A 15050-nucleotide genomic window follows, 5' to 3' on the forward strand; every position below is an offset into this window, starting at 1 on the left:
GACGAGGCTGGTGCGCGCGCAGCAGGTGACCGAACTGACCGGGCCGTCCGGCCTGCGTCTCGCCGAGACCGCCGAACCCGGCGGGGGTGACGGAGCGGTCGTCGTGGACATCGCCGCGGCGGGGGTCGCGTTCCCGGATCTGTTGCAGGCCAAGGGTTTGTACCAGGTCCGGCGGGAGCCGCCGTTCGTGCCAGGCATGGAGGGTGCCGGGACGGTCCGCAGTGCGCCCGAGGGCAGCGGCTTCGAGCCCGGCCAGCGGGTCGTGGTCGTCGAGATGGGCGGCACCTGGCAGGAGGTGGTGGCCGCCGACCCCGGCAACGTGCTGCCGCTGCCGGACGGCGTGCCCTTCGAGCTGGCCGCGGGAATGCCCCTGAACTACCTCACGGTGTGGTTCGCGCTGCGCCGCAGGGCCCGCGCCCAGGCGGGGGAGACCGTGCTCGTGCACGGCGCCGCGGGCGGGGTCGGCGTGGCGGCGCTCGACATCTGCCGGGCGCTGGGCATGCCGACCATCGCCGTGGTCAGCGACGACCGCAAGGCCGCCGTCGCCGAGCAGGCCGGGGCGGAGCGCGTGGTGCTCGTCGACGGCTGGCGCGAGTCGGTGCGAGAGCACACCGCGGGCCGGGGCGTGGACGTGGTCGTCGACCCGGTGGGCGGCGACCGGTTCACCGACAGCCTGCGCAGCCTCGCACCCGAGGGCAGGCTCGTGGTGCTCGGCTTCACCGGCGGCGAGATCCCGACCGTCAAGGTCAACCGGCTGCTGCTCGGCAACACGGCCGTGGTGGGCGCCGCGTGGGGGGAGTTCCTCAGGCAGAACCCGGGTTGTCTGCGCGAGCAGTGGGACGAGCTGGCCCCGCTGCTGGCCGGGGGCGGGCTCACGCCGCTGTGGCCCGCGGTGCGCCCGCTCGAGGAGGCCGCGGACGCGCTGCGCGAGCTGGAGTACCGTTCCGCGACGGGCAAGCTGGTGCTGCGGCTGCGCTGAGCACCTGCCGCGGCGGGGCGCGTGTGTATCGTTCACGATGTCGCTGAGAGACGCTCGATGGGTGGGAGATGGCACGACGGAATGGCGCCGCGGCCGTGAAGCGGACCGAGCCCGCGAACGCCGCAGGCGCCGACTGGCGGCACTTCGAGCCGCTGGAGCTGACGCCCATCCTCGCCGCGGCGCTGGAAGCCTTCTACGAGCACGGCTTCCACGGCACCACCGTGCGCGACATCGCCCGCAGGGTGGGCCAGACCGTGCCGTCGCTGTACTACCACCACGAGAACAAGGAAGGCGTCTTCGCGACCCTGCTCGAGATGGGCACCGGCGACGTGGCGTGGCGTGCCGAGGCGGCGGCGGCCGAGGCGGGGGAGCGCGCCGACCTGCGGTTCGCCTACGTGGTCGAGGCCGTGGTGCTCTACATGACCCATCGGGTGCGGCTCGCGGCGCTCGACCCGGAGCTGCGCCACCTCTCCCCGCCGAAGCGCAAGCGCTACGCGGCGCGGCGCAAGGAGGTGGAGAACCTCATGGCCGGCATCGTCGAGGACGGCGTGCGGCAGGGCGTGTTCACGGCCGAGCTGCCCGCCGAGACCGCCCGAGCCGTGCTCGGGATGTGCCAGTCGATCGGCCGCTGGTACCAGCCCAGCGGCCCGCTCGCCCCCGAGGAGCTGGCGGGCCGCTACGTCGACATCGCCCTGATGGCCGTCGGCGTGCGCAAACGCCCGCAGCCCAAGGGGTCGCAGGGCCGCCGGGCCAGGGTGCGCGCGTAACGGCTCAGCGCCGGGGCGCGGATTCGCCGGGACCGGGCTGGTGAACCCACGAAGTGGCGTGACCAGCTGTTGTGGGCGGGCCAGGCCCGCGAGCCAGCCCGCGAGTCCCCCGCTCCAGCCCGCGAGTCCCCCGCTCCGGACCGCGAGTTGCCCGCTCCGGACCGCGAGTTGCCCATTCGGGACGGCGCAAGGCACCCCAGGGCAGGTGTAGGCGGCCCTGTTCGCGCCGCGGCCCGCGCGCCGGGTGGTCACTCGGGACCGGGGTCCTCCCGGGTGCTGTCGACCTGGTCGGAGTCCTCGGCCTCCACCCCGAACCCGGGCGCGGGCTCCGGCCCGCCGCGGCCGGGATCGGCGGCGGCGATGTCGTCGTCCGGGTCGGGATGCGCTTCGAAAGGCGTGGTCGTCATACCGGGCGGGTACCCGGAGACGAGGAGCGCACCCCTAGTCAGGAAGGCAACGCATGACCGAGTCGACAGCCAGGCCGCTCGCCGTGGTCACCGGAGCCTCGACCGGCATCGGCCGCGAGTTCGCCCGGTGCCTGGCCGAGGACGGCCACGACCTGCTGCTGGCCGCCGAGAACACCGAACTCGCGGACGCCGCGCGGGAGGTCGGCTCGCAGTCGTCGGCCGTCGAAACCGTGCGCGCGGACCTCGCCACCGCTGACGGCGTGGAGGAGCTGGCCCGGCGCGTACGCGCGAAGGGGCGCCCGGTCGACGTGCTTGCGATCAACGCGGGCGTCGGCGTGAGCGGGGCGTTCGCGGAGGCGGAGACGTCGCTCGAGGACCAGCTGCGCGTGGTGGACCTCAACGTCCGTTCCGCCGTGCACCTCGCGAAGCTGCTGGTGCCGGACATGGCCGCGCGCGGCAGGGGCCGGATCCTGTTCACGTCGTCGGTCGCGGCGACCACGCCCGGCCCGTTCCAGGCCGTCTACGGCGCGTCGAAGGCGTTCCTGCAGTCCTTCTCGCAGGCCCTTCGCGAGGAGCTGAAGGAGACCGGGGTGACCGTCACGGCCGTGCTGCCGGGGCCCACCGCGACCGAGTTCTTCGCCCGCGCCCGCATGCTCGACACCAAGATCGGCGCCGGGCCGAAGGACGACGCGGGCGAGGTGGCCCGCCAGGCCTACGCGGCGCTGAAGGCCGGCCGCGACTCCGTGGTCGCCGGGTCCCTCCGGAACCGCGTGCAGGCCGCGGTCGCGCGCTTCACCCCCGAGCGGTTCCTCGCCGCCGCCCACCGCCGCATGGCCGAGCCGGGCACCGCCCGCCGCTGACGCTCACGCGCCGGGACCGGACGCCCCGGGGCCGAACTCCGGCACCGGGCGCACCTCGATCGGCGTCCGGATCGGCCTGCCACCGGGTCCGGGCGCCGCCGAGGCCTTCGCCGCGATCTCGATCGCGCGCTCATCGGAGGGCACGTCGACGAGCCAGTACCCGGCGAGGAACTCCTTGGACTCGGCGAACGGGCCGTCGGTCACCACGGGCTCCCCCCGTCGGAGGTGACGATCCTGGCGGCCTCCGGGCCGGAGAGGCCCTGCCCGTCCAGCAGCTCTCCGGAGGCGGTCAGCTCCCGGAAGAGGGCCTGCTGGAAGTCGATGTGGGCCTTGATCTCCTCCGGCCGCCACGTCTGCATCGGTGGCACGCCCTCGACCCTGTAGTGCATCAGCAGCAGGTACTTCATCGCGGGCTCCTCACCGTCGTGGTCCCCGCCATGCTCTCGGGTCAGAGGCCGCCGCGGGCCACGAGCTGGGACACGATCACGTTGCGCTGCATCTCGTTGGTGCCCTCGCCGACGATCATCAGCGGCGCGTCGCGGAAGTAGCGCTCGACGTCGAACTCCGTGGAGTAGCCGTAGCCGCCGTGCACGCGGACCGCGTTGAGCGCCACCTCCATCGCGACCTCGGAACAGAACAGCTTCGCCATGCCCGCCTCGAGGTCAGAGCGCTCGCCCGAGTCGTACCGCGTGGCGGCATGCAGCAGCAGCCTGCGGGCCGCGGTGAGCTTGGTGCCCATGTCGGCGAGGTAGTTGCCCACCGACTCGTGCTTCCAGATCGGCTTGCCGAAGGCCTCCCGCTCCTGGGCGTAGCGCAGCGCGTCGTCGAAGGCGGCCCTGGCGACGCCGGTCGCGCGCGCCGCCACCTGGATCCGGCCGATCTCCAGCCCGCGCATCATCTGCCCGAACCCGGCGCCCTCGACGCCGCCGAGCAGCGCGTCGGCGGGCACCCGGCAGTCGGTGAAGGACAGCTCGCAGCTCTCAACGCCCTTGTAGCCCAGCTTGGGCAGGTCCCGCGACACCTCGAAGCCGGGCCCCTTCTCCACCAGCAGGACGCTCATGCCCTTGTGCGCGGGTGTGGCGGACGGGTCCGTCTTGCACAGCAGCGCGACCAGGCCCGAGTGGCGGGCGTTGGAGATCCACGTCTTGGACCCGTTGATCACATAGCCTCCCCCGCCGGGGGTGCCCCCACTGTCGTCGCGGACGGCCACCGTGCGCATGGCCTGCAGGTCCGAGCCGCCGCCCGGCTCGGTGAGCGCCATCGTGGCCCGCAGCTCGCCGGTCGCCATGCGCGGCAGGTACTTCCGCTTCTGCTCCTCGGTGCCGTAGTCGAGCAGCAGCTTCGACACCACGGTGTGCCCGCCCATGGCCCCGGCGAGGCTCATCCAGCCGCGGGCGAGCTCCTCGGTGACCATCGCGTAGCACGGCGTGGACACGCGCACGTCGCCGTAGGGCTCCGGGATCGCCAGCCCGTAGATGCCCAGCCGCTTCATCTGCTCGATGAGCTTCTCCGGGTAGGTGTTCTCGTGCTCCAGCTCCCTGACGACGGGGCGGACCTCGCGGTCGACGAAGTCGCGCACCGTCTCGACGATCGCCCGCTCGTCGGCGTCCAGCTCATCCATGTTCAGTCCTCCGATCCGGCGAAACGTACCTGTGCTGTGGCATGCCGCGGCTCCGCGGCACTGGCGACGGCCAGCTCCGCGCCGTCGTCCTCCGGCCGTCCCGTGACCACGATCCGGTCGCCGGCGAACACGGGCCGCCGCAGCCGGAAGCTCACCGACCCGACCCGGCGATCGGTGTTGCGCCGCACCAACTCCAGCATCAGCAGCACCAGCAGCGGGCCGTGCACCACGAGCCCGGGGTAGCCTTCCACCCCGGTGGCGTAGGGGACGTCGTAGTGGATGCGGTGCGCGTTGGCGGTCAGCGCGCTGAACCGGAACAGCGCCGCCGGGTCGGTCACGGGCACGATCCGCCACGGCGCCCCGTCCTCCGGCGGTGGTTCTGTGGTCGTGGTGAACGAGCGCCGTGCGTCGTCGCCGCTGCGGTAGACGTAGTCCAGCTCCTCGGTGACCCGCGCCTCGCCGTCCTGCCGGTACTCGGAGCGCACCGTCACGAACGCCATCTCTCCGGTGCGGCCCTCCTTTACGACGCAGTTGTCCAGTGTGGACACTCGCTCGACGTGGGCTCCCGTCTCCAGCGGGCGCGCGATGGTGAGCCTGCCGCCCGCGAACATGCGCCGCCGGTCCGGGATGGGCGGCAGGAAGTGGCCGGAAAGGGGGTGCCCGTCCTCGCCGAGGTCGCTCTGCGGCGGCCACTCCAGCAGGTGCAGCCAGTGCCACAGCGGGGGCAGGTCGTCACCCGCCCTCGCGGCGACGGGCTGGTCGAGCACGGCCGACAGCGCGGCGACCGGCCCCGCGTCGACGACGCCGGTCTCCGTGCGCGGCTCCGGCCGCCAGTCCCGCAGGTGAGTCTCCAGGGAGTCAGTCATGGGGTTCTCCGATAGTGGGTGGATCTTCAGTGTCCCGTCGTCGTAGCCGGCCACGTCGGCGAAGCTCCGGTCCCCGGCGAACGCGCCGACGCTCATGCGCGCGTGCGCCTCGGTGCCGTCGGCCCATCGTCCACTGGGGACACTCGTGACGCCCTTCACCGCCCTGCAGGCGGTACCAGCGCGCGGCACGCGGCCGCCCAGTCGCCGGTCTCGGCGATCGCGCCGGACGCCTCGTGGCCCAGCACGAGCGGGAACTTCGGCGTGAGCGTTCCGTTGATCATGGAAAGGCCGGAGTGGCACACGCCCGCCGCGGTGATGCGCTCCCGCACGTCGCCGTGGCCGGGCGCGGGCGGTTCGAGGTCGGCCACCCTGGCGGTTCCCCGGGTACGTCGACGATGACGGCTCTGACCACGAGGGGCCTCCCTAGAGCTGGATGGACTTGACTTCGAGGTACTCGTCGAGGCCCTGCCGTCCCATCTCCCTGCCGACGCCGGACTGCTTGTACCCGCCGAACGGGGCGAGCGGGTTGTACGCGCCGCCGTTGACGTCGATCTGGCCCGTGCGCACCTGGCGCGCGAAGGCGAGCGCGCGGTCGCTGTCGGCCGACCACACCGCGCCGTGGAGGCCGTAGCGGGAGTTGTTGGCGATGCGCAGCGCGTCGTCGGTGTCGCGGAACGGGATCACCGAGAGCACCGGGCCGAAGATCTCCTCCTGCGCGATGGTCGAGTCGGGGTCGACGTCGGCGAACACCGTGGGGGAGACGTAGTAGCCGCGCTCGAACCCGGCCGGGGTGTCCGCGCCGCCGGTGACCAGGCGGGCGCCTTCTTCGACGCCCTTGGCGATGAAGCCGCGTACCCGTTCGCGCTGCGCGGCCGACACCAGCGGGCCGAGCTTGGTCTTCGGGTCCAGCGGGTCGCCGGGGGCGAACCCGGCGGCGAACTCCCCGGCCAGTTCGGCGGCCTCGGCGTGGCGGTCGGCGGGCACCAGCAGGCGGGTCCACGCCGTGCAGGTCTGGCCGCCGTTGAGGAACGCGTTGGCGACGCCGACCTTGACCGCGGTCCTGAGGTCGGCGTCGTCGAGCACGACGTTGGCCGACTTGCCGCCGAGTTCCAGGGTGACCTTTTTGATCGTGCGCGCTCCCAGCTCGGCGACGCGCGAGCCGGCCCGCACCGAACCGGTGAACGACACGTGGTCCACCTCGGGATGCGTGGCGAGGGCCTCGCCGACGACGGGACCGCGCCCGTGCACGAGGTTCACCACCCCGGCCGGCAGGCCGGCCTCGTGGATCGCGTCGAACAGCGCGACGGCCGCCAGCGGGGCCACCTCGCTTGGTTTGATCACCACGGTGCAGCCCGCGGCCAACGCGGGGGCGAGCTTGCAGGTGATCTGGTGCAGCGGGTAGTTCCACGGCGTGATCGCGGCGACCACGCCGATCGGCTCCTTCACCACGAGGGTGTTGCCGATCTTCTCCTCGGGCTCCTCCCGCGTGAGCAGGTCGACGTAGCTCGAGATGTCGGTCAGCGGGAGGGAGGCCTGGATGCGCGAGGCGATGCGCATGGGGGTGCCGACGTCGGTGGCGATGAGCTCGGCGATCTCGTCGACGCGCTTGGCAAGACCGTCGTGCAGCTTCCGCAGGTACTCCGCCCGCTCGGCCCTGGGCGTGGCCGCCCAGCCGGGGAAGGCGCGCCGGGCCGCGCGGACCGCCCTGTCGACGTGCTCGGCGGTGCAGTCGGGCACCTCGCCGATCGTCTCCTCGGTGGCGGGGTTCTCCACGGCGATCGCCGCGCTACCCGCGGCGACCCACTCACCGTCGAGGTAGAGGTCGCTTCGATGACTCACTGGATCTCCTTCGATCGCGGTACGTCGCCATCTTGACTGCATTCTATAGAATGTGCAAGATGAGCCGGTCACTGTAAGCCACATCACGAGATGGCCCGCCCGGTTCCGGTGGCGGTGGCCCGCGGGCACATCCACGGTGTCCATGCGAAAGGGAGATACGTGACCAGGTCAAGTCCCGGCGACAAGTTGGCGGGAGCGGACCAGGAGCGCCTCGCGTGCGGCCGAGGCCTGAACGGCTCGCGGACGCGATCGCCGCGCACGAGGGCGTGTTCGAGAAGGCGCCCCTGAGGTACAAGGAGGCGGCACGGCGCTCGGCTCCGTCGGGCGACGCCAACCAGGGGGCGGCGGAGGCCGGCCAGGCCAGGAAGTCGCCCTCTAGAATATAGAAATGGCGCGACTCGCGGGTGACGGGATGATGGACGGACACGGCGGGCGGCCCGCCACGGCCGGTACTGCTCCGGCGCGGCGCGCCAGCTTCGGCGGCAAGCAGCAGCTGAGCGAGCGGGTCGCCGCCTATGTCCGCGAGGGCATCATGGTCGGGCAGTTCCCCGCCGGGGAGTTCGTGCGCACCGAGCACCTCGCCGAGGAGCTGGGCGTGAGCCAGACGCCCGTGCGCGAGGCGCTGATGATCCTGCACAGCGAGGGGTCGGTGCGCTGGGAGCCCCGGCGGGGGTACCGCGTCGTGCCGATCACCAGCCGCGACGTGCGGGATCTCTTCGACGTACAGGCCTACATCGCGGGCGAACTGGCCGGCCGCGCGGCCACGCGCCTCGACGAGGCGGAGCTGGACCGGCTCGACGAGATCCAGAGTCGTCTCGCCGAGTCCGAGCGGGCAGGCGACACCGAGCTCGTCGACAGCCTCAACCACGAGATCCACCGCACCATCAACAAGGTCTCCGGCTCCCTGCGGATGGCCTCGCTGCTGAACCTGACGGTGAGCTACGTGCCGCTGCGCTTCTTCGGCAAGATCGAGGGGTGGGCGTCGGCGTCGGCGCACGACCACTCGGCGATCTTCGCGGCGCTGCGTGCCCGTGACGCCGAGGCCGCGCGCACGGCGATGGCGGAGCACATCCGGCACATCGGCGAGCTGCTCGTCGACCACCTCGCGAGGCAGGGCATCCTCAGCTGAGCGCCGGTTAGCGCAGGCGGTGCGGGGGCCCCTTTGGCGACACCCTACAAAGCCGGGGCGCGGGGCGTGGTTGAGTCCGATCATTTGCCGACCCGCCGGTAACCGGAAGAGTACGAGGCAAGGTGCAGGCGACGGCCGCGAACCGGTCGTCGCCTTTCGTGTTGCTCGTGAGTTGTGAGGTTTGCCGGTTTTGTTCACTCGCATCGCCATCGTGAATCGGGGAGAGGCCGCGATGCGGCTGATCCATGCCGTCCGGGAGCGCAACGCCGAAGGCGGGCCACGGATGGAGACCGTCGCCTTCTACACCGACGCCGACCGCACCGCGACCTTCGTGCGGGAGGCCGACCACGCCTACCTGCTCGGCCCCGCCTCGGCGCGCCCGTACCTCGACCTCGCCGTGCTGGAACGCGCCCTGGTCGAGACGAGGGCCGACGCCGCGTGGGTCGGCTGGGGCTTCGTGGCCGAGGACCCGGCGTTCGCGGAGCTGTGCGAGCGGCTCGGCGTGACCTTCGTCGGGCCGAGCGCGGAGGCGATGCGCAAGCTCGGCGACAAGATCGGCGCGAAGCTCATCGCGGAGGAGGTCGGCGTCCCGGTGGCGCCGTGGAGCCGCGGCGCGGTCGAGAACCTCGACGCCGCGCTGCTGGCCGCCAAGGAGATCGGCTACCCGCTGATGCTCAAGGCGACCGCGGGCGGCGGGGGCCGGGGCATCCGCGTCATCACCTCCGACGAGGAGCTTGCCGACGCCTACGAGCGCACCAGCCAGGAGGCCGCCCGCGCCTTCGGCAGCGGCGTCGTGTTCCTGGAGCGGCTGGTCACCGGCGCGCGGCACGTCGAGGTGCAGGTGATCGCCGACGGCCAGGGCACCGCGTGGGCGCTCGGCGTCCGCGACTGCTCCGTGCAGCGGCGCAACCAGAAGGTGATCGAGGAGTCCGCGTCGCCGCTGCTGAGCGAGGAGCAGACCCGCGAGCTCAAGGCCTCGGCCGAGCGCCTCGCGGTCGCGGTCGGCTACCGCGGCGCGGCCACCGTCGAGTTCCTCTACCACCCCGGCCAGAAGATGTTCGCCTTCCTCGAGGTGAACACGCGCCTGCAGGTGGAGCACCCCATCACCGAGGCCACCACCGGCATGGACCTCGTGAAGGCGCAGCTGCACGTCGCCTCGGGCGGCACCCTCACCGGCGAGATCCCGCGCGAGCTCGGCCACGCCGTCGAGGCCAGGCTCAACGCCGAGGACCCAGACCGCGACTTCGCGCCCGCGCCCGGCCGCATCGCGCTGCTCGGCCTGCCCGCGGGCCCCGGCATCCGCGTCGACACCGGTGTCAGCGAGGGCGACACGATCCCCGCCGACTTCGACTCGATGATCGCCAAGATCATCGCCTACGGCCGCACCCGCGACGAGGCGCTGGCCCGCCTGCGCCGCGCCGTCGCCGAGACCACCGTGCTCATCGAGGGCGGCGCTACCAACAAGAGCTTCCTGCTCGACCTGCTCGACCAGCCCGAGGTGATCGACGCCAGCGCCGACACGGGCTGGATCGACCGGGTGCGAGGCGAGGGCCGCCTCGTCTCGTGCCGGCACTCCGGCATCGCGCTCGCCGCGGCCGCGATCGAGGCGTACGAGGACGAGGAACGCACCGAGCTGCAGCGGTTGCTGTCCACCGCGTACGGTGGCCGCCCGCAGGTGCAGCACGAGAGCGGCCGCCCCATCGACCTCAAGCTGCGCGGCGCCGGCTACCGCGTGAGCGTCGCGAGGACCGGCGCCCGCCGGTTCCGCGTCGGCATCGACGGCGGCGCCGAGGTGCGGCCCGTCGACGTCGAGATCGACCGGTTCGACGCGCGCTCGGGCCAGCTCGTGGTGAACGGGCGGCGGTTCCGGTTCGTCACCGGCATCCACGGCCCGATCCACCTCGTCGAGGTGGAGGGCGTCACCCACCGCATCAGCCGCGACGAGGGCGGTGTCGTGCGTTCGCCTGCGCCCGCGCTGGTGGTGGCGACGCCCGTCGAGGTGGGAGCCGAGGTGGAGGCCGGCGCGCCAGTGCTCGTGCTGGAGAGCATGAAGATGGAGACGGTGCTGCGCGCGCCGTTTCGCGCGACGCTCAAGGAGCGGCCCGTCTCCGTGGGCAGCCAGGTCGAGACCGGCGCGGCGCTCCTGCGCCTCGAGCCCGTGGCCGACGCCGACGACGAGGCCACCGGGGAGAGCGCGCCCGGCGCGGACCTCGAGCTGCCGCCGGAGCCACGCGACGTCACCGCGCGGCAGCGCGTCGAGCGTGGTCTGGACGACCTGCGCAGTCTGCTGCTCGGCTACGACGTCGACCCGCACGACCAGGGCCGCGTGCTGTCGGACTACCTCGCGGCCCGCGCGGAGCTGGCGGCTTCGGGCGAGCGGCCCGTCGGCGGAGAGGTGGAGCTGCTGCGCGTCTTCGCGGACCTCTCCGAGCTCACCCGCAACCGGCCCGCCGGTGAGGAGGACCGCGCCGACACCCGCGTGCACAGCGCCCGCGAGTTCTTCCACACCTACCTGCAGAGCCTCGACGTCGAGCGCGCCGGGCTCTCCGAGACGTTCCAGAACCGGCTCTCGCGCGTGCTCGCCTACTACGGCGTCACCGACCTGGAGCGCACGCCGCAGCTGGAGGACGCCGTCTTCCGGATCTTCCTCGCGCAGCAGCGAGCCGCCGCCGACGTGGTGGTGGTGACCACGCTGCTGCAGCAGTGGCTCACCGAGCCCGCGCCGGGCAACTCCGTGCGCGAGGCGGTGGGCCAGGTGCTGGAGCACCTCATCGTCGCCACCCAGCTGCGCTTCCCCGTGGTCGGCGACCTCGCGCGGAGCCTGGTGTTCCGCTGGTTCGCCCAGCCCATGCTGCGCCGCAACCGCGCGGAGATCTACACCCGTGTCCGGGCCCACCTGCGCTACCTCGACGCTCACCCCGCCGCGCCCGACCGCGAGGAGCGCATCGCGGAGATGGTCGCGAGCCCCGAGCCGCTGGTGCGGATGCTGGGGCAGCGGATCGGAAGGCCGGGCACGGACCTCGCGCCGCTGCTGGAGGTGCTGAGCCGCCGCTACTACCACAGCAGGAACCTGCAGGACGTGCGCAACCTGCGGGTGGCGGGCCGCTCGTGCGTCACCGCGGAGTACGACCTCGACGGCAGCAGGCTGCGGCTCGTGGCCACCGCCGCGGACTTCGCCGAGCTGACCGACGCGCTGCGCGCGGTCGCCGAGGTGGCCGGAGGCGCCGAGGCGCCGGCCGCCCTCGTGGCCGACGTCTACCTCACCTGGGCCGATCAGCCCGAGGACGTCGACGCGATGTCGGCGCGGCTGCGTGAGGTGCTCGCGGCGGTGCCGCTGCCGGGTCAGGTCCGGCGGATCACCACGAGCGTCGCCGGGCGCAGCGGGGCCGCCATGCACCACCACTTCACGTTCCGGCCGTCCGCGGCGGGGCTGACGGAGGAGCGGCTCATCCGGGGACTGCACCCGCTCATCGCGCAGCGGCTGCAGCTCAAGCGCTGGCAGAACTTCGACCTCACCCGGCTGCCCTCGGCGGACGAGGAGGTCCACCTGTTCCGGTGCGTCGCCCCGCAGAACCAGTCCGACGAGCGGCTCGTCGCCATGGCGCAGGTGCGCGACCTGACGCCGCTTCGCGACTCGGAGGGCCGCATCCTCGCCCTGCCCGCCGTGGAGGGCACGCTCGACGCGTGCCTCGACGCGATCCGGAACGTGCAGGCGCGGCGGCCGGCGAAGAAGCGGTTCGACACCAACCGGGTGCTGCTCTATGTGTGGCCGCCGAGCGAACTGACGATGGACGAGCTCAAGGCCATCGCCCGGCGCGTCCTGCCGACCACGGCGGGCGCGGGCCTCGAGGAGGTGCTCTTCCTCGGCAGGCAACGCGACCCGGAGTCGGGCGAGCTGACCGACATCGCGGTGCGGATCTCCTACCACGTCGGCTCCGGCGTGCGCGTGCGTGTCACCGACCCGCCGACGGAGCTCATCCAGCCGCTCGACGACTACGGCCAGAAGGTGCTGCGCGCGCGGCGCCGCGACACGGTGTACCCCTACGAGCTCACCGACATGCTCGCCGGGCCGGAGGGCACGTTCACCGAGCACGACCTCGACGACAAGGGCGAGCTGGTGCCCGTCGACCGGCCGAAGGGACGGAACAAGGCCGGGATCGTGGCCGGGGTGGTGACCACGCCGACGGCGCGGCACCCCGAGGGCGTCACGCGGGTCGTGCTGCTCGGCGACCCGACCAAGGCGCTCGGCGCGCTGTCCGAGCCCGAGTGCGCGCGGGTGATCGGCGCGCTCGACCTCGCCGAGCGGATGCGGGTGCCGGTGGAGTGGTTCGCCCTGTCGGCCGGCGCGCGGATCGCGATGAACTCCGGCACCGAGAACATGGACTGGGTCGCGGCGGCGCTCAAGCGCATCGTCCACTTCACCCAGGACGGCGGCGAGATCAACATCGTGGTGGCCGGGATCAACGTCGGCGCGCAGCCGTACTGGAACGCCGAGGCCACGATGCTCATGCACACCAAGGGAATCCTGGTGATGACGCCGGACTCCGCGATGGTGCTGACCGGCAAGCAGTCGCTGGACTTCTCGGGCGGCGTCTCGGCCGAGGACAACTTCGGCATCGGCGGTTACGACCGCGTGATGGGCCCCAACGGCCAGGCGCAGTACTGGGCGGCCGACCTCGCCGGGGCGCGGGACGTGCTGATGTCGCACTACGACCACACCTACGTGGTGCCGGGCGAGGGCGGTCCGCGCCGGGCCCCGACCTCCGACCCGGTCGACCGGGACGTGTCGGACTTCCCGCACAACGTGGTCGGCAGCGACTTCACGACCGTTGGCGAGATCTTCTCCCGCGAGGCCAACCCGGACCGCAAGAAGGCGTTCGACATCCGGACCGTGATGCGCGCCGTGGCCGACCAGGACCACCCTGTGCTGGAGCGCTGGGCCGGCATGGCCGACGCGGAGACCGCGGTGGTGCAGGACGTGCATCTGGGTGGATATCCGGTGTGCCTGCTCGGGATCGAGTCGAGGTCGGTGCCGAGGCGCGGGTTCCCGCCGACCGACGGCCCGGACACCTACACCGCGGGCACGCTGTTCCCGCGTTCGTCGAAGAAGGCGGCGCGCGCGATCAACGCGGCGAGCGGCAACCGGCCGCTCGTGGTGCTGGCGAACCTGTCCGGGTTCGACGGTTCGCCCGAGTCGATGCGCAAGCTGCAGCTGGAATACGGCGCCGAGATCGGCCGCGCGATCGTCAACTTCGAGGGCCCGATCGTGTTCTGCGTGATCTCGCGGTACCACGGCGGCGCGTTCGTGGTGTTCTCCAAGGCGCTCAACCCGTCGATGACGGTGCTGGCCGTCGACGGCTCGTTCGCGTCGGTCATCGGCGGGGCGCCCGCCGCGGCGGTGGTGTTCGCGGGCGACGTCAACGCGCGCACGGCGGCGGACGAGCGCGTGCGGGAGCTCGAGGCCCGGATCGCCGAGGCGAGTGGAGGGGAGCGCGCGGAGCTGAGCACGCGGCTCGCCGACGTGCGCGCGGCGGTGCGCGCGGAGAAGCTGGGCGAGGTCGCCGCCGAGTTCGACGGCGTGCACAGCATCCGGCGGGCCGTCGAGGTCGGTTCGGTGGACGCCGTGATCCGGCCGCAGGACCTGCGCCCGGAGATCATCGCGGCCATTGAGCGGGGCCGCACGGCATGATGGGGGCATGACGACCGACGCACCCGCGACGTTCGACGAGCTGGCCGGGCGGCTGCAGCGCACGCTGCCCGAGCTGTCGCGCTCCCACCGGCTGCTCGCCGAGCGGGTGCTGGCCGACCCCGAGGGCGTCGCGTTCATGACCGTGTCCGACCTGGCGTCGGCGGTGGGCGTGAACGAGGCGACCGTGGTGCGCTTCGCCACCGCGGTGGGCTTCAAGGGGTTCCCCGAGCTCAAGCGGGTCTGCCGGGAGCGGCTGCGCGAGCAGGCCCAGCTGCTGCGCCGGTTCGACAGCCTCGAACAGCGGGGCGACGGCGGGGGCGGCTGGCTGCCCCGGCAGGCCGCGGAGCTGGACTCGGCCAACATCGCGAGGACGTTCGCGCGGCTGGACGACGCGAGCTGGGACGCCACCGTGCGGCTGCTGGCGGAGGCCCCCCGCGTGCACGTGCTCGGGCTGCGCAAGTGCCACGCGCCCGCTTATCTGCTCGGCTACCTGCTGCGGATGGTGCGGGAGGACGCCGAGACGATCACGGGGGAGGCCGGGTCGCTCACCGACAGCCTGCGCAGGGTTCGCGACGGCGACGCGTTCGTAGCGATCTCCATCCACCGCTACAGCGCCGACACGGTGCGCGCGACGGAGTGGGCGAGCAAGCGAGGGGCGCGGTGCGTGGCGCTGACGGACAACGCGTCGTCGCCGCTGGTGCCGCTGGTGGAGCAGGCGTTCTTCGTGGACGCGGCCGGCCCGGCGGTGCTGCGCTCGGTGACCGCGTTCACGGCGCTGACGCAGGCTCTGGTCGCCGGGGTGGCGCAGGTGCTCGGCCACGAGGTCAGGGACACCCTGCTGCGTGACGAGGCGCTGCTGGACGAGTTCGGCGTCTACGAACAGCGCGGTTGAC

General features: G+C 72.8%; 14 protein-coding genes. 7 read left to right on the plus strand and 7 right to left on the minus strand.

Annotated elements, in window-relative coordinates; all coding sequences use genetic code 11:
• Positions 1 to 10: 10 nt before the first annotated feature.
• Both FCN18_RS13245 and FCN18_RS13250 read left to right on the plus strand, forming a co-directional pair.
• Positions 11 to 979 (plus strand): NADPH:quinone oxidoreductase family protein, encoded by a 969-nt coding sequence (locus FCN18_RS13245; protein ID WP_137095191.1) that lies wholly within the window; start codon positions 11 to 13, stop codon positions 977 to 979.
• 68 nt (positions 980 to 1047) lie between these two features.
• Complete coding sequence (locus FCN18_RS13250; protein WP_112268742.1) at positions 1048 to 1746, plus strand: TetR/AcrR family transcriptional regulator; 699 nt, start codon at positions 1048 to 1050, stop codon at positions 1744 to 1746.
• Positions 1747 to 1994: 248 nt separating this feature from the next.
• Here the strand turns inward: FCN18_RS13250 and FCN18_RS39505 are convergent, their stop codons facing one another.
• Entirely contained in the window at positions 1995 to 2153 is a 159-nt protein-coding gene (locus tag FCN18_RS39505; protein WP_170200549.1) for a hypothetical protein, read from the minus strand.
• 53 nt (positions 2154 to 2206) lie between these two features.
• Here FCN18_RS39505 and FCN18_RS13255 point away from each other — a divergent pair, with 53 nt between their 5' ends.
• Positions 2207 to 3013: an SDR family NAD(P)-dependent oxidoreductase gene (locus tag FCN18_RS13255; protein ID WP_112268744.1), complete on the plus strand. Its 807-nt coding sequence runs from the start codon at positions 2207 to 2209 to the stop codon at positions 3011 to 3013.
• Between the two features lie 3 nt (positions 3014 to 3016).
• Here the strand turns inward: FCN18_RS13255 and FCN18_RS40695 are convergent, their stop codons facing one another.
• Genes FCN18_RS40695 through FCN18_RS13280 form a run of 6 tightly spaced genes read right to left on the minus strand, consistent with a single transcriptional unit; the run spans position 3017 to position 7381 of the window.
• The gene (locus FCN18_RS40695; RefSeq protein ID WP_323808355.1) at positions 3017 to 3217 is read right to left on the minus strand and encodes a YciI family protein; all 201 of its coding nucleotides are present in this window, start codon (positions 3215 to 3217) and stop codon (positions 3017 to 3019) included.
• Positions 3214 to 3420 carry a YciI family protein gene (locus FCN18_RS40700; protein WP_323808356.1) on the minus strand — a complete coding sequence of 69 codons (207 nt, stop codon included), beginning with the start codon at positions 3418 to 3420 and terminating at the stop codon, positions 3214 to 3216. Before FCN18_RS40700 ends, FCN18_RS40695 begins: the two co-directional genes overlap by 4 nt.
• 41 nt (positions 3421 to 3461) lie before the next feature.
• Positions 3462 to 4634, minus strand: coding sequence for an acyl-CoA dehydrogenase family protein (locus FCN18_RS13265; protein WP_137095193.1), 1173 nt, complete (start codon positions 4632 to 4634; stop codon positions 3462 to 3464).
• Positions 4635 to 4636: 2 nt separating this feature from the next.
• On the minus strand, positions 4637 to 5596 hold the full coding sequence (locus FCN18_RS13270) for an FAS1-like dehydratase domain-containing protein (protein ID WP_228713927.1): 960 nt from the start codon (positions 5594 to 5596) through the stop codon (positions 4637 to 4639).
• A gap of 59 nt (positions 5597 to 5655) precedes the next feature.
• A complete protein-coding gene (locus tag FCN18_RS13275; protein ID WP_137095195.1) occupies positions 5656 to 5868 on the minus strand; it encodes an alcohol dehydrogenase catalytic domain-containing protein in 213 nt (70 codons plus the stop codon).
• 55 nt (positions 5869 to 5923) lie between these two features.
• A complete protein-coding gene (locus tag FCN18_RS13280) occupies positions 5924 to 7381 on the minus strand; it encodes an aldehyde dehydrogenase family protein (protein WP_170200550.1) in 1458 nt (485 codons plus the stop codon).
• A gap of 173 nt (positions 7382 to 7554) precedes the next feature.
• On the opposite strand from FCN18_RS13280, the gene FCN18_RS13285 reads away from it, so the two are divergent.
• From FCN18_RS13285 to FCN18_RS13300, 4 genes are all read left to right on the plus strand, one after another.
• Positions 7555 to 7725 (plus strand): hypothetical protein, encoded by a 171-nt coding sequence (locus tag FCN18_RS13285; RefSeq protein ID WP_206077884.1) that lies wholly within the window; start codon positions 7555 to 7557, stop codon positions 7723 to 7725.
• 2 nt (positions 7726 to 7727) lie between these two features.
• Positions 7728 to 8468 carry a GntR family transcriptional regulator gene (locus FCN18_RS13290; RefSeq protein ID WP_228713928.1) on the plus strand — a complete coding sequence of 247 codons (741 nt, stop codon included), beginning with the start codon at positions 7728 to 7730 and terminating at the stop codon, positions 8466 to 8468.
• A gap of 190 nt (positions 8469 to 8658) precedes the next feature.
• Positions 8659 to 14157 (plus strand): ATP-binding protein, encoded by a 5499-nt coding sequence (locus tag FCN18_RS13295; protein ID WP_112268751.1) that lies wholly within the window; start codon positions 8659 to 8661, stop codon positions 14155 to 14157.
• A gap of 7 nt (positions 14158 to 14164) precedes the next feature.
• Positions 14165 to 15049 carry a MurR/RpiR family transcriptional regulator gene (locus FCN18_RS13300; RefSeq protein WP_113644644.1) on the plus strand — a complete coding sequence of 295 codons (885 nt, stop codon included), beginning with the start codon at positions 14165 to 14167 and terminating at the stop codon, positions 15047 to 15049.
• Position 15050 lies beyond the last annotated feature (1 nt).

This window comes from Prauserella endophytica, assembly GCF_005146945.1.
Lineage (GTDB): Bacteria > Actinomycetota > Actinomycetes > Mycobacteriales > Pseudonocardiaceae > Prauserella_A > Prauserella_A endophytica.